This is a genomic window from Pantoea sp. SM3, assembly GCF_000963995.1.
GTDB lineage: Bacteria > Pseudomonadota > Gammaproteobacteria > Enterobacterales > Enterobacteriaceae > Pantoea > Pantoea rwandensis_B.
Genome location: NZ_JZRD01000017.1, coordinates 160,916 through 179,365, shown reverse-complemented (window position 1 = coordinate 179,365; position 18,450 = coordinate 160,916). Strand labels below are relative to the sequence as shown.

At 55.4% G+C, this 18,450-nt stretch carries 16 protein-coding genes and 1 pseudogene; 13 read left to right on the top strand and 4 right to left on the bottom strand.

What is annotated here, in order from left to right; genetic code table 11:
• Positions 1-36 precede the first annotated feature (36 nt).
• A complete protein-coding gene (locus VI01_RS11605; protein ID WP_038646033.1) occupies positions 37-1,392 on the top strand; it encodes an APC family permease in 1,356 nt (451 codons plus the stop codon).
• 91 nt (positions 1,393-1,483) lie between these two features.
• Here the strand turns inward: VI01_RS11605 and ygbI are convergent, their stop codons facing one another.
• Positions 1,484-2,245, bottom strand: a complete 762-nt coding sequence (gene ygbI / locus VI01_RS11600) for a DNA-binding transcriptional repressor YgbI (protein ID WP_045815211.1) — start codon at positions 2,243-2,245, stop codon at positions 1,484-1,486.
• A 259-nt stretch (positions 2,246-2,504) separates the two neighbouring features.
• Here ygbI and ltnD point away from each other — a divergent pair, with 259 nt between their 5' ends.
• The 5 genes from ltnD to VI01_RS11575 all read left to right on the top strand — a co-directional run bounded on the left by ltnD (position 2,505) and on the right by VI01_RS11575 (position 7,547).
• The gene (gene ltnD, locus VI01_RS11595) at positions 2,505-3,413 is read left to right on the top strand and encodes an L-threonate dehydrogenase (RefSeq protein WP_075564100.1); all 909 of its coding nucleotides are present in this window, start codon (positions 2,505-2,507) and stop codon (positions 3,411-3,413) included.
• A 2-nt stretch (positions 3,414-3,415) separates the two neighbouring features.
• Positions 3,416-4,675: a 3-oxo-tetronate kinase gene (gene otnK / locus VI01_RS11590; RefSeq protein ID WP_045815210.1), complete on the top strand. Its 1,260-nt coding sequence runs from the start codon at positions 3,416-3,418 to the stop codon at positions 4,673-4,675.
• Positions 4,672-5,298 carry an aldolase gene (locus tag VI01_RS11585; protein ID WP_038646045.1) on the top strand — a complete coding sequence of 209 codons (627 nt, stop codon included), beginning with the start codon at positions 4,672-4,674 and terminating at the stop codon, positions 5,296-5,298. The genes otnK and VI01_RS11585 overlap by 4 nt, the downstream gene beginning before the upstream one ends.
• Positions 5,298-6,077: an HPr family phosphocarrier protein gene (locus VI01_RS11580; protein WP_045815209.1), complete on the top strand. Its 780-nt coding sequence runs from the start codon at positions 5,298-5,300 to the stop codon at positions 6,075-6,077. Before VI01_RS11585 ends, VI01_RS11580 begins: the two co-directional genes overlap by 1 nt.
• A gap of 117 nt (positions 6,078-6,194) precedes the next feature.
• Positions 6,195-7,547 (top strand): GntP family transporter, encoded by a 1,353-nt coding sequence (locus tag VI01_RS11575; protein WP_045815208.1) that lies wholly within the window; start codon positions 6,195-6,197, stop codon positions 7,545-7,547.
• 213 nt (positions 7,548-7,760) lie between these two features.
• Here the strand turns inward: VI01_RS11575 and sbcB are convergent, their stop codons facing one another.
• A complete protein-coding gene (sbcB, locus tag VI01_RS11570; RefSeq protein WP_045815207.1) occupies positions 7,761-9,182 on the bottom strand; it encodes an exodeoxyribonuclease I in 1,422 nt (473 codons plus the stop codon).
• Between the two features lie 200 nt (positions 9,183-9,382).
• On the opposite strand from sbcB, the gene dacD reads away from it, so the two are divergent.
• The 5 genes and pseudogenes from dacD (at position 9,383) to tmaR (ending at position 12,924) form a co-directional block, all read left to right on the top strand.
• Positions 9,383-10,549: a serine-type D-Ala-D-Ala carboxypeptidase DacD gene (gene dacD / locus VI01_RS11565; RefSeq protein ID WP_197079587.1), complete on the top strand. Its 1,167-nt coding sequence runs from the start codon at positions 9,383-9,385 to the stop codon at positions 10,547-10,549.
• Positions 10,550-10,637: 88 nt separating this feature from the next.
• Positions 10,638-10,853: pseudogene (locus VI01_RS25935) on the top strand (GyrI-like domain-containing protein); the annotation flags it as partial.
• A 149-nt stretch (positions 10,854-11,002) separates the two neighbouring features.
• Positions 11,003-11,101 (top strand): hypothetical protein, encoded by a 99-nt coding sequence (locus VI01_RS25930; protein WP_369801873.1) that lies wholly within the window; start codon positions 11,003-11,005, stop codon positions 11,099-11,101.
• Positions 11,102-11,260: 159 nt separating this feature from the next.
• Positions 11,261-12,319 (top strand): FUSC family protein, encoded by a 1,059-nt coding sequence (locus VI01_RS11555; protein ID WP_034824691.1) that lies wholly within the window; start codon positions 11,261-11,263, stop codon positions 12,317-12,319.
• A gap of 284 nt (positions 12,320-12,603) precedes the next feature.
• Positions 12,604-12,924 (top strand): PTS system regulator TmaR, encoded by a 321-nt coding sequence (tmaR, locus tag VI01_RS11550; protein WP_034824689.1) that lies wholly within the window; start codon positions 12,604-12,606, stop codon positions 12,922-12,924.
• Between the two features lie 102 nt (positions 12,925-13,026).
• On the opposite strand, the gene VI01_RS11545 is transcribed toward tmaR, so the two are convergent.
• A complete protein-coding gene (locus VI01_RS11545) occupies positions 13,027-14,094 on the bottom strand; it encodes a LacI family DNA-binding transcriptional regulator (protein ID WP_045815205.1) in 1,068 nt (355 codons plus the stop codon).
• A 99-nt stretch (positions 14,095-14,193) separates the two neighbouring features.
• On the opposite strand from VI01_RS11545, the gene VI01_RS11540 reads away from it, so the two are divergent.
• Positions 14,194-14,961, top strand: coding sequence for a YdcF family protein (locus VI01_RS11540; RefSeq protein WP_045815204.1), 768 nt, complete (start codon positions 14,194-14,196; stop codon positions 14,959-14,961).
• A gap of 165 nt (positions 14,962-15,126) precedes the next feature.
• On the opposite strand, the gene VI01_RS11535 is transcribed toward VI01_RS11540, so the two are convergent.
• Positions 15,127-16,044, bottom strand: coding sequence for a ketopantoate reductase family protein (locus tag VI01_RS11535; protein WP_045815203.1), 918 nt, complete (start codon positions 16,042-16,044; stop codon positions 15,127-15,129).
• Between the two features lie 213 nt (positions 16,045-16,257).
• Here VI01_RS11535 and fusA point away from each other — a divergent pair, with 213 nt between their 5' ends.
• The gene (gene fusA, locus VI01_RS11530) at positions 16,258-18,357 is read left to right on the top strand and encodes an elongation factor G (protein ID WP_045815202.1); all 2,100 of its coding nucleotides are present in this window, start codon (positions 16,258-16,260) and stop codon (positions 18,355-18,357) included.
• Positions 18,358-18,450: the final 93 nt, after the last annotated feature.

Here is an 18,450-nt window from a genome sequence, read left to right as displayed (position 1 = left end):
GTATCCCGCAGATCACCTCTGTTGGGGGCCTGAACAATGTCGCTTAACACCTCCGCACCACAGCGTGCACACCTGAAAAAATCCCTGACTCTGATCCCGGTTGTCATGATGGGCCTGGCGTATATGCAGCCAATGACCCTGTTTGATACTTTCGGTATCGTCTCTGGATTGACCGACGGCCACGTCGCCACCGCTTATGCTTTCGCGCTGATCGCGATACTGTTTACTGCCGTGAGCTACGGCAAGCTGGTACGCCGCTTCCCATCTGCGGGCTCCGCTTACACCTATGCTCAGAAGGCTATCAGTCCGCACGTCGGCTTTATGGTGGGCTGGTCATCACTGCTGGACTATTTGTTCATGCCGATGATCAACATCCTGCTGGCGAAAAGCTACTTTGAGACGCTGGTGCCGGGCATTCCATCGTGGATTTTCGTGGTGTTGCTGGTGGCCTTTATGACCATCTCTAACCTCCGTGGTATCAAAACCGTTGCTAACTTCAACAGCGTGATCGTCGTGCTGCAAGTGGTCGTGATGGTGGTGATTACCGGTATGGTGGTTTACGGTGTGGCGCACGGTGTTGGCGCTGGAACCCTGACCAGCAGCAAGCCTTTCTGGTCTGAGAATGCTCACGTAGTGCCGATGATTACCGGTGCGACAATTCTGTGCTTCTCGTTCCTCGGCTTTGATGGCATCAGTTCGCTGTCAGAAGAGACCAAAGATGCAGAACGTACCATCCCGCGCGCGATTTTCCTGACCGCGCTGATCGGTGGTGTGATCTTTATCGGTGTGTCTTACTTCCTGCAGTTGTACTTCCCGGACATCTCGCGTTTCCAGAATCCGGACTCTTCACAGCCTGAAATCATGCTGTTTGTAGCGGGTAAAGCGCTGCAGATTGGCATCCTGATTTTCTCTGTGGTCACCGTGCTGGCGTCTGGTATGGCCGCACACGCAGGCGTTTCTCGTCTGATGTATGTGATGGGCCGTGATGGCGTGTTCCCGCAGCGTTTCTTTGGCTTCGTGCATCCGAAATACCGCACGCCGTCACTGAACGTGCTGTTGGTCGGCGCTGTGGCACTGCTGGCGATTAACTTCGACCTGGTCACGGCGACTGCGCTGATTAACTTCGGTGCGCTGGTGGCATTCACCTTCGTCAACCTGTCAGTGATTGCGCAGTTCTGGATCCGTGAAAAGCGTAACAAGACGCTGAAAGATCACCTCAACTATCTGGTGTTGCCAGTGATGGGTGCTTTAACAGTGGGTGCCTTGTGGATCAACCTGGAAGAGACCTCGATGGTACTCGGCCTGGTGTGGGCAGCGGTCGGTATTATTTACCTGGCGTTTGTTACTCGCACCTTCCGCAATCCGGTTCCGCAGTTCAGCGAAGAAGTGTAATTTTCGCTGCGCAATGCGTAGCGGATAAAGACTTCATGTTGTATGCAAAAGGTCGCCATATTGGCGACCTTTTGCTTTTATCCCGGCACACTCAACCCGCCAGCACCAACTCCCAACTCCCCGCACTCAGTGTTTCACGTCCCGCTTTACTCAATTCTGTATCGGTCACCAGGGTATCAAAGCGCTCCAGCGGCAACGCCAGATGCGTGGCAATCTTGTTGTATTTCGAACTGTCGCTCAGCAGCACGCGTTTACTGCTGACATCGCTGGCCGCCAGCTTGACTGGCACCTTATCTTCATCCGGTGTAAACAACCCGCGTGGCCCCCAGCAGGAGGCAGAAATAAACGCGATATCAATCGCCAGCATGCGCAGACTTCTCGCCGCCGCTTCACCCACGCTGGAACGATTCTCACGGCATACGGTGCCGCCAGTGTGAATCAGTTTGCAGCCGCTGCTCTCCATCAATAAACGGGCGATCACGAAATCATTGGTGACCACCAGCAAATCGTCGCGCTCGACTAACTCACGGGCCAGCGCCAGCGTCGTGGTGCCTGCATCGAGATAAATGCAGCTGTTGCGAGGGATATGGCGCGCGGCAAACTGACCAATCGCCATCTTTTCACTGCTGTACATGCTGGTTTTCGCCAGATGTGATGGCTCGGCCGCCAGTCGATCGGCCGAGCGCACGCCACCCGATACCGACAGCACGGCACCTTGCTCTTCCAGCTTCTGCACATCGCGACGAATGGTCATGTGTGAAACGCCCAGGCGCTCGGTTAGCTCGGCAATGCTCACCACGCCGCGTTCGGCAACCAGCGCTAAAATTTGTTGATGACGTTCTACCGGAATCACATCGATCTCCCTGAATTACCAATTTTTCACATTGTAAGGCATCAATTCACAGCCTGCAGCACAAATTATCCCAGAGAAATGTTAGCAAATACCCCGCCATACTGGGCGTTCCCGTGGGGATGCTGGGGTGTGAATCGATGTTATGCGTTGTGCGTGTAAGTTAATTTTTGTGATTTACCGCACGTTTCTCCGCCAGTAACTGCGGCAGAATTAACACCATTGAACAAAATATCACTTAAATTAACAACGGAGGTGTGCTGTGTCAGCAACCGTGAATAACATTGGCGTCATTGGTTTGGGTTCCATGGGCATGGGCGCAGCGCAGTCCTGTATTCGCGCTGGATTGAACACCTGGGGCGTTGATTTAAATCCGCAGGCGCTGGAAACCCTGCGTCAGGCGGGTGCGCGCGATGCACAGACATCCGCTGCCAGCTTCGCCACAGAGTTAGATGCCGTGCTGCTGCTGGTGGTCAACGCCGCGCAGGTCAAAGCGATTCTGTTTGGTGAAACCGGTCTGGCGGCACAACTCAAGCCGGGTACTGTGGTGATGGTCTCTTCCACCATTTCTTCACAGGATGCACAGGCGATTGAACAGCAGCTGGCACAACATCAACTGCTGATGCTGGATGCGCCGGTCTCAGGCGGCGCAGCAAAAGCGGCGGTCGGCGAGATGACGGTGATGGCGTCCGGCAGCGATGAAGCCTTTGCCCTGCTGAAGCCGGTACTGGATGCGGTTGCCGCCAAAGTGTATCGCGTGGGCAGCGAAATTGGTCTGGGATCAACGGTGAAAATCATTCACCAGTTGCTGGCGGGTGTTCATATTGCGGTAGGCGCTGAAGCAATGGCGCTGGCTGCGCGCGCAGGCATCCCACTCGACACCATGTACGACGTGGTCACCAACGCTGCGGGCAACTCGTGGATGTTTGAGAACCGCATGCGTCATGTGGTGGACGGTGACTACTCACCAAAATCTGCCGTCGATATCTTTGTGAAAGATCTCAACCTGGTGGCAGATACGGCAAAATCGTTACATTTCCCGCTGCCGCTGGCTTCCACCGCACTCAACATGTTTACCGAAGCGAGTAATGCAGGCCACGGCCGCGAAGATGACAGCGCAGTCATCAAGATTTTCAGCGGCATCACGCTGCCAGCGTCAAAGGAGAAGTAACCATGCGTTTAGGCGTGATTGCAGACGACTTTACCGGTGCAACGGACATTGCCAGCTTCCTGGTGCAAAACGGTTTGCCCACGATTCAGTTCAACGGCGTGCCGCAAAGTCATGACGATGTGAGCGCGCAGGCGATTGTCATTAGCCTGAAGTCACGCTCTTGCCCGGCGCAGCAGGCGATTGATCAGTCACTGGCGGCGCTCGCCTGGCTGCAACAGCAAGGCTGCGATCGATTCTATTTCAAATACTGCTCGACCTTCGACAGCACCGAACACGGCAATATCGGCCCGGTGACCGATGCACTGCTGGCCGCACTGGGGGAAACGCAGACGGTGATCTCCCCAGCGCTGCCAGTGAATGGGCGCACGGTGTATCAGGGCTATCTGTTTGTTGCCGACCAGCTGCTGTCTGAATCGGGCATGCGTCATCATCCGGTGACACCAATGACCGATAGCAATCTGGTGCGTCTGATGACACGCCAGGCGAAAGGGCAGGCGGCGGTGATCAATGCTGCACAGCTCGATAAAGGCGCGGCCGCGGTGCGTGAACAGCTGAATGTGCTGAAAGCGCAGGGCATCAACTATGTGGTGCTGGATGCACTCAACGAACAGCATCTGTTGACACAAGGTGAAGCCCTGAAAGAGACCGTACTGGTCACCGGCGGTTCGGGTCTGGCGATTGGTATCGCACGCGCTTGGGCCACCCAACAGCAAAACAGCGATGCCGAGCAAGCGGGTCGTCCACAAGGCGATCGTGCAGTGGTGATTTCTGGCTCTTGTTCGCAGATGACCAATCGTCAGGTTCAGGCCTATCGCCAGCAAGCGCCATCGCACGAGGTGTTGGTTGAGCGCTGCCTCGACGATGCGCAAGGTTACGCGCAGGAGCTGTGTGATTGGGTGGCAGCGAATATCGAGCAGCCTTTGGCACCACTGCTGTTTGCCACCGCGGATGCACAGCAATTGCAGGCAATCCAGCAGCAATATGGCGCAGCACGCAGCAGCGAAGCGGTTGAGCACTTGTTTGCCGCCGTCACCCGTGAGCTGAAATCACGCGGCTGGCAGCGCTTTATCGTCGCCGGGGGCGAAACCTCTGGCGTGGTCGCACAGAGCCTGGGCGTAACGGCGTTCCATATCGGCCCGATGATTTCCCCTGGGGTGCCGTGGGTGCGCGACATCCAGCAGCCGCTGTCGCTGGCCCTGAAGTCGGGCAACTTTGGTGACGAACAATTCTTTGCCCGCGCACAAACGGAGTTTTCAGCATGACCGAACAACAAGCACGCGAAGAGATGGTGCAACTGGGCGCGTCCTTCTTCCAGCGCGGATACGCCACCGGTTCAGCCGGCAATCTTTCACTGTTGCTGGAAGATGGCAATCTGCTGGCGACCCCCACCGGCTCTTGCCTTGGCGAATTGCAGGCCGACCGCCTGTCAAAAGTGACGATGCAGGGCGAGTGGATTTCGGGTGACAAGCCTTCTAAGGAAGTGGCGTTTCACCGCGCGCTTTATCTGAACAATCCCGCCTGCAAAGCGGTGGTGCACCTGCACAGTCACTATCTGACCGCGCTTTCGTGCCTCAACGATCTCGACAGCGAAAATTGCATTCGCCCGTTCACACCCTATGTGGTGATGCGCGTGGGCGATGTGCCCGTGGTGCCGTATTACAAACCGGGTGACGATCGCCTGGCCGAAGATCTTGCGCAGCTCGCGCCACGTTACAACGCTTTTCTGCTGGCCAATCACGGTCCGGTGGTGGTCGGAAAATCGTTGCGAGAAGCGGCCAATAACACTGAAGAACTGGAAGAGACCGCGCGTCTGATGTTCACGCTCGGCGACCGCTCAATTCGTTATCTTACCGATAGCGAAGTGGCGGAATTGAGGAATTACTGATGCCTAAGTTTGCAGCTAATTTATCTACGCAGTTCGGCGAATTACCGTTTATTGAACGATTTGCCGCAGCGGCTAACGCCGGTTTCCGTGCGGTGGAGTTCCTGTTCCCGTACGACTATCCGGCTGAGGTGATCAACGCTGAGCTGGAGAAACATCAACTGGAGCTGGTGCTGTTCAACACGGCTGCCGGGAACGTGCAGGCGAGTGAGTGGGGCGTGTCGGCAATTCCAGGACGTGAAGACGAGGCGCGTGCCGATATCGATCGTGCGCTGGAGTATGCGCTGGCGCTCAACTGCCCACAGGTGCATGTGATGGCGGCAACGGTGCCCGAAGGTGCCGACCACGCTGCATACGAAGAGACCTTCGTGCGCAATATGCACTACGCCGCTGAGCGTTTTGCGCCACACGGTATTCGCCTGCTGCTGGAAGCGCTCAATCCGGTGACGAAACCGAATTACCTCTACTCCAGCCAGTATCAAACGCTGGCGATGATGGAACGGATCGATCGTCCTAACGTGTTTACGCAGTTGGATCTGTTCCATGCGCAATTGGTAGACGGCAACCTCAGTCATCTGATTCGCGAGTACGCCGGGCGTTATCGCCATATTCAAATCGCTTCTGCGCCGCATCGTCACGAACCAGACGAAGGCGAGATCAACTATCCGTACCTGTTTAACCTGCTGGATGAAGTGGGCTACGACGGTTGGGTCGGCTGCGAATACTTCCCACGCGGTCGCACCGAAGCGGGCCTCGGCTGGTTCGCTCCGTACGCGAAATAACTTTTGTTGTACCACCTGCGCAGGGCCTTTACGCCCTGTGCGGGGAAAAACTGCCTGAATCCGTCAATACCAGAGAAAGCTGTACCCAAAATATACTAATATAATTAGAGGTTTATCATGTCTACCGCGTTACTGCTCGCTATTGCGACAGCCAGCATTGTGATATTGCTGCTGCTGGTGATAAAAGCCAAAGTCCATCCGTTTGTTGCTTTACTGATTGTCAGTCTGATCGTCGCCATCAGTACCGGGATTCCGGCTGATAAGATCATGGAAACCATCTTTAGCGGCATGGGCAACCTGCTGGGTCATATCACCATTATCATCGTGTTGGGGGCGATGCTCGGCGCAGTGATTGAAGCCTCGGGCGGTGCCGAATCACTGGCGCAGCGCTTCAGTAAGTCGCTGGGTATCAAACGTACCGTCGCAGCCTTGACCATGGCGGCATTCATCCTGGGTATTCCGGTATTCTTTGAAGTCGGCTTTATCATTGTGATCCCGCTGATTTACGGCTTTACCAAAGTGGCACGCGTCTCACCGCTGAAATTCGGTTTACCGATGGCGGGCGTGATGTTGACCGTGCACGTAGCGTTGCCGACACACCCAGGCGCAGCCGCCGCAGCCGGTATTCTGCATACCGACATGGGCTGGTTAATGATGCTCGGCATCCTGATTTCAATCCCGGTGGGTATCGTCGGTTACTATGTGGCAAAAGCGATAAACCTGCGTCAATACCACCTCTCAGTGGATGTACTTGAGCAGTTGCAGCTGGCAAAACCTGAAGGCACGCCAAAAAGCGAAGTGCCACCACCGGGTGCGATGACCATTGCAGGTCTGATTGTGGTGCCCATTGTGCTGATCGTGTTGGGTACGCTGGCGCACACCATGCTGGCGGAAGGCAGCATTCTGCGTGATGTGATGACGGTGATTGGCAATCCACCGATTGCGTTGCTGATTGCGCTGGCACTGGCGGCATGGCTGCTGGGCGTGCGTCGCGGCTGGAGTAAAGAGAAGCTGGAAGACTTAACTGGACGCGCGATTCCCAGTTCAGCCAGCGTGATTCTGGTGGCCGGTGCGGGCGGTGCATTCGGTAAAGTGCTGGTGGAATCCGGTGTGGGTAAAGCCCTGGCGGTGACGCTGGAAACCCTGCATCTGCCTCTGGTGCCCGCTGCTTTTATCTTGTCACTGGCACTGCGTGCGTCTCAGGGTTCTGCCACGGTGGCGATTTTGACCACCAGCGGCTTGTTGAGTCAGGCGGTGGGCGATGTGACCGATATGCAGCGCGTGCTGGTCACACTGGCGGCGTGCTTCGGTGGCCTGGGCTTGTCCCACGTTAACGATGCTGGTTTCTGGGTGGTAACGCGTTATCTGGGGCTGTCAGTCGCCGATGGCCTTAAGACCTGGACCGTACTCACCACATTGATGGGGTTAAGTGGCTTTGCACTGACCTGGCTGGTGTGGGGGATGATTTAAGGTATTAAGCGGTCGTCATAAATGGCGTAATGCCGCTTACTTAAGTCAATGAGTGCGTATTTAACCCGGTACGCATAAATGCGTACCGGGTCGAATGGTGCACCGATTCGAATGAAGCATTTATGCATACCTGTCGCATGATGCACTGATTCGAATAACGCATTTATGCGCACTTACTGGGCGGATAACGCATTGATACCCGCCTGGCAAACTTTAAGACACCAACTCCTGCGCATACAAATACAACGCTTTCAGCTGCGCCATCTTCTCCGCATTATCCTCATGCAAGCTCGCTAACGACTCCAGCTCTAACAGGAACGCCTGCACGCGATCGGCATTCAGTGCTTCACGGCGATGTTGCAACCAGCGCTGCTGTTCTTGATCATCCAGCGTGCCGGGGAAGTTACGCGCACGATAGCGGAACAGCAATTTCGCAATACGTTTATCGTCGAAGGTCAAATCCAGCGCCGGTAGATTCTGCGGCGGCGTCTGACGCACAATGTTCATTGCCGCGCGATCCGCATCGCTAAAGAAGCCGTCATACAGTTGCGCATCGACATCATCGGAAGGTTTGAACGGCTCCGCTTCAGCAAACAGCGTCACTGCTTTCTCGCGCACTTCGGCATGCTGACGCAGCAGCGCCAGGTTCGCCAGACAGCGCTCACGATCTATATTCAGGCGTGCAGCATCTTCAGGGCGTAAGGTATTCGCCGGGGCTAACACCGGGCATTTATTAATGTGCACCAGCTTAATCGGCACTGCTACTCGATCACCCAACTCACTCTGTTTGGTGTACAACCGCTCGCGCAGTTCATCCGCATCCAGTTCCAGCAGCGGCGACATATCGCCCGCGAGATCCACCACAATCAGCGCATTACGATTATCCGGATGCCATGCCAGCGGAACGACCCAACTGGTGTTGCCACGTGCCGCACCGAACATGCCGGAGACGTGCACCAAAGGCTTCATCTGCGGAATATCAATCAGGTTCATCAGTTTCTGCTTGTTGCGATGGGTAAACAGAAACTCGAACAACTTCGGCTGCTTCTCTTTCACCAGTTTCGCCATCGCCAGCGTGGCATACACATCCGACATCGCATCGTGCGCCTGTTCGTGCGCCACGCCGTTGGCCTTGGTGAGATGTTCCAGTTTAAAGCTGGGGAAACCGTCATCGTTTTCCGGCCAGATAATGCCTTCCGGACGCAGGGCATAACAGGCGCGCATCACATCCAGCAGATCCCAGCGTGAGTTGCCGTTCTGCCAGCTCCAGCCGTAAGGATCGAAGAAATTGCGATAGAAGATATTGCGCGTCACTTCATCATCGAAGCGCACGTTGTTGTAACCAATCACACAGGTTTGTGGCTCGGTAAACAGCCCATGAATTCGTTCAGCAAATGCCGTTTCTGTTACGCCGCGCGCTTTAGCGACCTGTGGCGTGATGCCGGTGATCATCACCGCTTCCGGCTGCGGCAGATAGTCATCGGCGGGCTGGCAGTAAAACACCTGCGGTTCACCTACGGCGTTGAAATCTTTATCGGTGCGCAGCCCGGCAAACTGCGCCGGACGGTCCAGTGAGGGGCTCTTACCGAAGGTCTCGTAATCGTGGAACAAGAAGGTGAACTCAGAGGCGGGCACGGCAGTATCCTGGCAATAGAAAATCAACGCACAGAATAGTCGTGTGCAGCAGGCAGCACAACCTTGTTTACCGCCACTGCGGGAAGGCGCACAGCATTTGTCCGCAGTTCATACTTTTTTTCAATTTATTCAACTATCCTGGCGTTAATTGCCGTAAAACGTGCGGCGGTAAATTCATTTTTTGATTTGAGGAAGAAGTGTTGAAAAGGCGTCTGCTGGTAACTGTATCTGGAATGATTGTTTGGGCATCACTGGCACACGCTGATGACAGCATGCCATTCCCAATGACACCTCCGCCGATCGATGCGGCTTCGTGGGTGTTAATGGACGCCACCACGGGCCAGATCCTCACTGCCGGCAATCCCGATGAAGAGCGTAATCCGGCTAGCCTCACCAAGCTGATGACCGGCTACGTGGTGGATCGCGCGGTTGATCAGAAAAAAATCACCCGTGACGATGTGGTCACCGTGGGTAAGGATGCCTGGGCTGCAGGTAATCCGGTGTTCAAAGGCTCCTCACTGATGTTCCTCAAGCCCGGCGATAAAGTGACGGTACGCGATCTTATGCGTGGCGTAATCATCGACTCCGGCAACGACGCCTGTGTGGCGCTGGCGGATTATGTGGCGGGCAGCCAGGACAGCTTCGTCAATATGATGAACAACTACGTACAAAAACTCGGTCTGACGCATACCCATTTTGAAACCGTGCACGGCCTGGATGCACCCGGCCAGCACACCACCGCGCGTGATTTGGCGGTGCTGTCGCGTGCCATCATCAATGGTGAGCAGGATTTCTACGCCATGTACGCGGAGAAAACCCTGAGCTGGAACGGGATCACGCAAAATAACCGTAACGGTTTGTTATGGGATCAAAACCTTCACGTTGATGGCATGAAAACAGGCCATACTGAAACGGCAGGTTTCAACATCATCGCGTCGAACATTGTTGGTCGTCATCGCCTGATTGCGGTGATCATGGGCGGTAAGAGCTCGAAAGGGCGTGAAGAGCAGGCGCGTAAATTGCTGGTGTGGGGCCAGAACAACTTCGATACCGTGCAACTGTTCCATGCAGGTAAGAAAATCGGCACCGAAAACGTCTGGTACGGCAATCCGCACAAAGTGGATGTCGGCACCACTCAGGATGTTTATCTGTCTCTGCCGCGCACCGAAGTTTCAAACGTCATGGCGAAATATGTGATTGAGCGCAAAGACCTGGAAGCACCGCTGAAAGCCGGTGAGCAGGTGGGTGAAATCCAGGTGATGGATAAAGATAAGCAGTTGGCGAGCTATCCACTATATGCCTTACAAGGTGTGGATAAAGCCGGCATCATCACGCGTATCAGTGACTACGTAAAACAGAAATTGTAATCCGCAGCGGATAGCTGAGTCGCTCCCATGGCTCAACAGCATGGGAGTGAAACAGTGAAGCTTTCTGCTGCTGAACGGAGGCAAAGGTATGAAAGCATCTATCGTTGAACGCAATCCTCAAAGCTGGCTGGGCTACCATCTACAGGGACCTTGGCAGGAAACCGTGCCGCGTGGGTTTAACCAGCTTAAAAGCTGGGTCGAGCAGCATGGCATGACAGGCGAGTGGCTGGCCATCTATTACGGCAATCCTGAAGTTTTGCCGCCGGAAGAACTGCGGGTTGAAACGGTGATCACCGCGCCTGCCGATGCGGTGCCCTCCTATGGCGACGACATCGAACAAGGGTTGCTACCCGGCGGGCCATATTTTCATGCGCGCATGGAAGTGATGAATAACGATTTCTTCACCGCTGGCACAGCCTGTTTGATCACCTCAAGACGCAGACCGACTGGCAGGTGGATAACCGCCCTTGCTTCGAACACTACCTTTCCGACGGCTCCGACAGTGGCGACTGGCTGGTGGACATGTACATTCCAGTGCGTTCAGCCGACTAATATCATCAGTGCGTTACCTCAATGTTTCATAAGAGAAAATAAGATGTAGCGCACTTGTTGAATCGTAAAAAAAGAGCGGAAATAGTGCTGCGCAGCACTCAATGTTCGTGCCGTGCCAGGGTAACATAGCGCGCAAATTTTTATCGTTTCCGGACCACCATGTTACGCGCCGACAAACCCATCTCTGCCATTGAGTTCTGGTTCTACCGCCACTATCGCGCTGTGCACGGCGTGCGCATCGCTATTGCCTTCGTGCTCTGTTTTCTGTTTGTGCGTTTGACGGATATTCCGGAAGGAACCTGGCCGCTGATCACCCTGGTGGTGGTGATGGGGCCGATCTCAACCTGGGGGAATGTGTTTCCGCGTGTGATCCAACGTATCAGCGGCACTTTTGCCGGGCTGGCATCGGGTTTGATTGCTCTGAAACTGGAGCTGATCTCACTGCCGATGATGTTGTCATGGTGCTTCGTGGTGATGATTATTTGCGGCTATCTGACGCTGGGTAAGCACCCTTATATGGCGCTGTTGATTGGTATCACGCTCGGCGTGGTGGTGGGTGCACCGGCCGGTGACTTCACCGTGGCGCTGTGGCGTGGCGGCGATGTGATCCTGGGTTCGATTATGGCGCTGCTGTTTAGTGCGATTCTCGCTCAGCGCGCCTACACACACTGGCGGATTCAGCTGTCCGATTCATTTCTGGCGATGGCGAAACTGCATCACACCGGCTTTTCCGCTAACCTGCTGGAAAAACCCCGACTAAACAAACCATTCCAGAAACAGCTGACCAGCGTCATTAAGATGCGCGCGCTGCTGGAACCGGCCAGCAAAGAGACGCGTATTCCTAAATCGGTGTTTGAAGCGATTCAGACCATCAACCGTAATATGGTTAACACGATGCAGATGCAAATTGATGCATGGTGGTCATCACGTGAGAGTCACCTGTTGCTGCTCAATGCCCCGACGCTGCGCCGCAGTCAGAAAATGACTGAAGACACGTTGAACGCGCTGGCCACATTGATGGTGAAAGGGGAGACGGAAGGCGTGATCGCCAACAGCCATGAGTTGGAAGAGATCACCCAGGAGCTGGAGCAGTTGATTGCCAACCGCAGCGGGCGCTTAGAGACCACGGCGATCTATGGCTACGTGTGGTTGAGTCTGGAACAGGCGCGTCAACTGGAGCGTATTACGGACCTGGTCCGTCTGGCACTGCGCAAATAGTTTTCTCAGGCAATGACTTAATGTGAATCACCCTTTCTTTGCGCTAAGATAAGTGCCAGTCCGAAATTAGCTGTGAAAATTGCGAACTCAGCTAGCAAGCCGCTAAGCTGTAGCTCACCCGTCATACTTCAAGACGCAGGTGCGTTAGCTACATTCACACACCCCGGTCGCTTACTGATGTAAGCTCGCGGGGATGTGTACATTTGCTGCCTTCCTGCGCCTTGAACTATCTAGGGTGTATGACTATTCCGCCTGCCGCGGCAGGCTCAAAGAAAGGTGCCAACATGGAAAATGCCAAGCAATCATTTCAGGACGTGCTGGAGTTTGTACGTATGTTTCGTCGTAAAAACAAACTGCAGCGCGAAATCGTGGATAACGAGAAGAAAGTCCGTGATAACCAGAAACGTGTGTTGCTGCTGGACAACCTGAGCGAGTACATCAAACCAGGCATGAGCGTTGAGGCGATTCAGGAAATCATTGCATCCATGCGTGTGGACTATGAAGACCGCGTCGATGAGTACATCATCAAAAATGCTGACTTGTCGAAAGAGCGTCGCGAGCTGTCGAAGAAGTTGAAAGCGATGGGTGAACCAAAGCCGCAGTAAAAATGTTGGGACCGTAAGGTCCCAAATTTTTTGCAGCGTAACGGCTTCCGCCACGCATTGCCTGTCGTGGCATGCGCAGTAGCCTGTGCTGCTTTAACCTGATCAGGCTTTGGGTTTTAATTGTCGCGCTAATGCCTGCAACTGAACGGCGATCTCCGCCATATCCACATCGTCTTGCGTCGGCGCAGCTGTCGTTTCGCGCAATACCAGCTCGGTTACCAGCGGCAGAGGCTGTACCGCTTCTCCGGCCAGTTCCGCTAACAAGCGGTCCACAGATACCGCACCCAACTGCTGCAAATCCTGACGCACGGTGGTGAGCGGCGGCTGATACCACGCGCTCTCGGCAGTGTCGTCATAACCAATAATCGACATCTCTCCAGGAATCTTCACGCCGTGTTGGTGCAGTGCACGCATCGCCCCAAGCGCCATCTGATCGTTCGCCACCAGCAGTGCCTGTGGCAGGCGATCCGGCAGCAACTGCAATAGCGCCTGATATCCGGATGCCGCGCTCCAGTCGCCATGCAGTACGCATATCGGCTGCAACTGGTGTGACGATAACGCCCGTTGCCATGCAGTGAAGCGCGCCCGCGCCGAAGCCGAACTCTCAGGCCCATTCAGCACGCCAATCTGCTGGTGGCCCAGCGCGACGAGATGCTCGACTGCCTGCTGCGCACCCGATTCACTCTGATACTGGCACTGGCTGACAGCAGCATGTTGTTCAACATCGAGAAACAGCACAGGCTTACTGCCGCACTGCTGCTGCACCTGCGCCGCCTGTTCAGCATCGAGCGGCAGGTTGATGAGTAGCGCATCAACGCGCTGCGCCAGCAGTTCATTCACCGTGTCCTGGGCATTTCCGGCCGTATTCGCCATGGCGATCACCAGATGGTAACCCTGTGCGGCGGCACGTTCATGGATCGCAGAGGCAATCTGTGCCGGGGCCATCAATGCCAGATCGCTGGTTGCCAGCCCCAGCGTGCGCGTGGCTTTTCCTGCCAGCTGCTGTGCCACGCGGTTGGGCACATAGTTCAGCTGTTGCATCGCGGCTTCGACTTTGGCGCGCGTGCGTGGCGAAACCTGCACGGAATGGTTGAGCACACGGGAAACGGTCTGGTAGGAAACCCCCGCCAGTGCAGCGACATCATCGAGGGTAACGGAACGCGCAGTCATAAACTCTCCTGAATCTGATAGCGGCGAGTGTAGCAAATTTTTCTCTGCTGTCGCGGAGTTAAGCCGCTACACTGCCAGTGTTAATGCGAGGAGAACGCGATGCAGCTCAATAGCCAACAGATTCAGGATATCAATACGCTTGCGGCCTGGCTGGCGCTTGACCACATGCCGACAGATGGCACGCTCGAGGTTGATTTGGCAATTCTTGCCGGTCACGCGGTACTGCCCAACGTTGAAGGTGTGATTGCGCTGGCGAAGAAGTATCAGCTGCCTCTGATGATCAGCGGCGGTATCGGTCATTCCACGGTGCTACTGGCGGAGATGATTGCTAATCATCCGCTTTATCGTCAGATTTCTACCCAAGGCAAAAGCGAAGCAGAGTTGCTGGGCGACATGGCGCGGGTTTTTGCCGCACTGCCGGACGATCAGCTGCTGCTGGAAACCGCCTCACGTAACTGTGGTGAGAATGCCGCCTTCAGCCAAAAACTGCTGGATGAGCAGAAGTGGCAGCCGCAGCATGTGCTGCTGGTGCAGGATCCACTGATGCAGCGACGCACCTGGGAAACCTTCCGCTACCAGTGGAGCGACCGCACCGATGCGCCTGAATTTATCAGCTGGCCGGTTTTTGTTCCGCAGGTGATGATGGATGCCGGTATGCTGCGCATTATCGGTGCGCCGCCGCAAGGATTGTGGTCGATGGAGCGTTTTCTCTCCCTGCTGATGGGTGAGATCCAGCGCCTGCGCGATGATGAAAACGGCTACGGTCCGCGCGGCAAAGGTTTCCTCGGGCATGTGGATATCCCGGATGAAGTTGAAGCAGGCTGGCAGCGCTTGATGCAACTCAAAGGCGTGCAGTCACGTCTTTGAACATCAGGCCACCACCCACAGTGGCCCAACAATCCCCGTAGGGTGTGCATGTTGTACGACGGATGTTAACCATCAGGTCACCAGCAACAGCGACCTTACAAACCGCGCAAAGGTGCGCTTTTATGCGCACCTGGCCCGAAAACCGCAGCGGCTAACGTGGCGCAACTATGCGCTGCGATTCTGTAAATACACCTGCAAATTCACATACACCGCATTCAACAACGGCGTCACCACGCCACTGCGTGCGCCTCGCACCAGCAGATCACCAATCACCTGATCCGCCTCAATCTCATAACCCTGGGTTAAATCGCGATACATTGAAGAGGTCATCGCCACCTGAGGATTATTCAGCGTCTCATAAATCTTTGCCGTGACTGCTGGCCGTTCCTGATAGCCGTCAGCACCAAGCACTGAAAGCACTTCAGTAAAAATTCCCTGCAACAAGGCTTCACCACCTTGAGACCGCAACACCTGCTGGGTATTACCCCGCGCGATGCAGCACACCGCCCCTAAGGTGCTTAGCAGCAGCCACTTCTCCCACAATTCGCTGATGATGTTGTCAGCAAAGACCGTATCGAATTGCGCGATGTTCAGCGTCTCATCGACACGTTGCAGACGTGCATCATTGTGCCCATCGAGTGCACCGTAGTAGAGAATATGCAGTGGCGTCATCTGCACCACTTCACCTTGTTCACCCAGCGTGGCGTTGATTTTGCACAGGCCGCCAATCACCTTGTCGCCAAAGCGTGCGCGCAGCGTATCGATATGCCGCATGCCGTTGAGGATTGGCATGATCAGGGTTTCTGGCCCGACGGCGGGTGCGATATCCGCGATAGCCTGATCGAGCCCGAAGCTTTTCACCGTCAGAATGATCAGATCAAACTGGCCTGTAAGCTTGCCGGTTTGCGCCAACTGTGGCTGAATCACTTCTGTGCCGCCCGGCGTTTTTAGCACCAGGCCGTTTTGCTGCAGTTGCTGAAAACGGCGCTCGCGCACCAGAAAAGTCACATCACGTCCTGCTTGCGCCAGACGTGCACCGAAATACCCGCCGGTGGCTCCGGCGCCGACAACCAGAATGCGCATGGTTAGATTTCCCGTTGAGAGTGAGACCTTTACCATAAATCGCCTGGGATAAGCTTGCCAGCCCGTAAATGCTGAATCTATTGCAAGATTTTTTCGATGGCTAAAAAAGGCTCAAACTGTTCGTATTTACTCGTACAATAGGTCTATGCTGTTGCGCAGCGGCGGGCAATGGTGCCCGCCCACTTTTCCAGTCGAACAGACTAAGGACGCATCATGCCCCGACCCCTACCTATCGAACGTTATCGCAATATCGGCATCTCCGCGCACATTGATGCCGGCAAAACCACCACAACGGAGCGCATCCTGTTTTATACCGGAATGAGCCACAAGTTAGGTGAAGTGCACGATGGCGCGGCAACCACCGACTGGATGGCACAGGAGCAGGAGCGTGGCATTACCATCACCTCGGCGGCGGTGAGTTGTTACTGGCCGGGAATGGACGGTAGCTTCACGCCGCACCGCATCAACATCATCGACACGCCCGGACACGTGGATTTCACCATCGAAGTAGAACGCTCGATGCGCGTGCTGGATGGCGCCGTCATGGTGTATGACGCTGTAGGTGGCGTGCAGCCGCAATCGGAAACCGTGTGGCGCCAGGCCAACAAGTATCATGTGCCACGCATTGCTTTCGTTAACAAAATGGACCGCCAGGGCGCGGACTTTTTCCGCGTGGTACAGATGATGAAAGATCGTCTGCATGCCAACCCGGTGCCGATTGTGATTCCGATTGGTGCGGAAGAGCACTTCGCAGGCGTGGTGGATCTCAACAAGATGCGCGCCATCTATTGGGATGACGCCAGCCAGGGCATGACGTTCAGCTATGCGCCGATCCCTGATGAGTTGCAGGCGCTGGCTGCCGAATGGCGTGAGAATATGGTGGCCGCTGCGGCGGAAGCCAGTGAAGCGTTGATGGATCGCTATCTGGAGCAAGGTGACCTCAGCGAAGAAGAGGTCATCGCGGGCTTGCGCCAGCGTACGCTGATTGGCGAGATCCAGCCGATGTTGTGTGGTAGCGCGTTCAAGAACAAAGGTGTGCAGCGCATGCTTGATGCCGTGATTGAGCTGATGCCTTCACCGCTGGACGTGCCGCCGGTTTCCGGTGTGAACGAAAAAGGCGAACACGATGAACGCCATGCTGATGACGATGAACCGTTCTCGGCGCTGGCCTTCAAACTGATGAGCGATCCCTATGTGGGCCAACTGACCTTTGTCCGCGTCTATTCAGGCGTGCTGCGCAAAGGCGACAGCGTGTGGAATGCGGTGAAAGGGCGTAAGGAGCGCATCGGACGTATCGTGCAGATGCAGGCTAACGATCGCATCGAAATCGAGGAGATTCGTGCGGGTGATATAGCCGCCTGTGTCGGTTTGAAAGAGGTGACGACGGGCGAAACGCTGTGCGATCCCAATGCGGTGATCACGCTGGAACGCATGGAGTTCCCGGACCCGGTGATTTCGCTATCGATTGAGCCGAAAACCAAGGCAGATCAGGAGAAAATGGGGCTGGCGTTGCAGCGATTGGCCGCAGAAGATCCGTCATTCCGCCTGCACACCGATGAAGAGTCGGGGCAGACAATTATCTCCGGTATGGGTGAGTTGCATCTGGAGATCATCGTTGATCGCATGAAGCGTGAATTCGGTGTGGAAGCCAACATTGGTCGGCCACAGGTCACCTATCGCGAAACCATTCGTAAGACGGTTCGCGATGTGGAAGGCAAGTTTGTGCGTCAGTCAGGCGGTAAAGGTCAGTATGGTCATGTGGTGCTGACGCTGGAGCCGCAGGCAGCAGGCGCCGGTTTTGCCTTTGAAGATGCCACCAAAGGCGGCGTAGTGCCACGCGAGTTTATTCCTTCGGTGGAGAAGGGGATTCGTGAAGCGCTGAACAGCGGCGTACTGGCGGGTTATCCGGTGGTAGACCTTAAAGCTACGCTGACCTTTGGTTCGTATCATGACGTCGACTCCTCGGAAATGGCATTCCGTATGGCGGCGATTTTCGGTTTCAAAGCCGCTGCAAAACAGGCTGACCCGGTGATCCTTGAGCCGGTGATGCAGGTGGAAGTGGAGACGCCAGAAGAGTATGCGGGTGGCGTGATGGGCGATCTGTCCTCACGTCGCGGTACGCTGCAAGGCATGGACGAACGCTTTGGCGCTCGTATCATCCGTGCGGAAGTGCCGTTATCGGAGATGTTTGGCTACGCCACCACGCTGCGATCCATGTCGCAGGGCCGTGCCACTTACAGTATGGAGTTTGCGCATTACGCTGAAGCACCACGCAACGTAGCCGAGGAGATTATTGCGGCGCGTGCGGAGTAATTTCATCGGCGGCAGGGAAGCCGCCACTTAATGCCCTTTCAGATCATGACTCGTAAAGTACGCATGACAGCGCCGGATTGCAGATCGCCATAA

Bases quoted from the DNA above. Each gene is read 5' to 3' on its own strand.
- VI01_RS11605 (WP_038646033.1), top strand. From the start codon at position 37: ATGTCGCTTAACACCTCCGCACCACAGCGTGCACACCTGAAAAAATCC.
- otnK (WP_045815210.1), top strand. From the start codon at position 3,416: ATGCGTTTAGGCGTGATTGCAGACGACTTTACCGGTGCAACGGACATT.
- VI01_RS11585 (WP_038646045.1), top strand. From the start codon at position 4,672: ATGACCGAACAACAAGCACGCGAAGAGATGGTGCAACTGGGCGCGTCC.
- VI01_RS11580 (WP_045815209.1), top strand. From the start codon at position 5,298: ATGCCTAAGTTTGCAGCTAATTTATCTACGCAGTTCGGCGAATTACCG.
- VI01_RS11575 (WP_045815208.1), top strand. From the start codon at position 6,195: ATGTCTACCGCGTTACTGCTCGCTATTGCGACAGCCAGCATTGTGATA.
- VI01_RS11555 (WP_034824691.1), top strand. From the start codon at position 11,261: ATGTTACGCGCCGACAAACCCATCTCTGCCATTGAGTTCTGGTTCTAC.
- tmaR (WP_034824689.1), top strand. From the start codon at position 12,604: ATGGAAAATGCCAAGCAATCATTTCAGGACGTGCTGGAGTTTGTACGT.
- VI01_RS11545 (WP_045815205.1), bottom strand. From the start codon at position 14,094: ATGACTGCGCGTTCCGTTACCCTCGATGATGTCGCTGCACTGGCGGGG.
- VI01_RS11540 (WP_045815204.1), top strand. From the start codon at position 14,194: ATGCAGCTCAATAGCCAACAGATTCAGGATATCAATACGCTTGCGGCC.
- VI01_RS11535 (WP_045815203.1), bottom strand. From the start codon at position 16,044: ATGCGCATTCTGGTTGTCGGCGCCGGAGCCACCGGCGGGTATTTCGGT.
- fusA (WP_045815202.1), top strand. From the start codon at position 16,258: ATGCCCCGACCCCTACCTATCGAACGTTATCGCAATATCGGCATCTCC.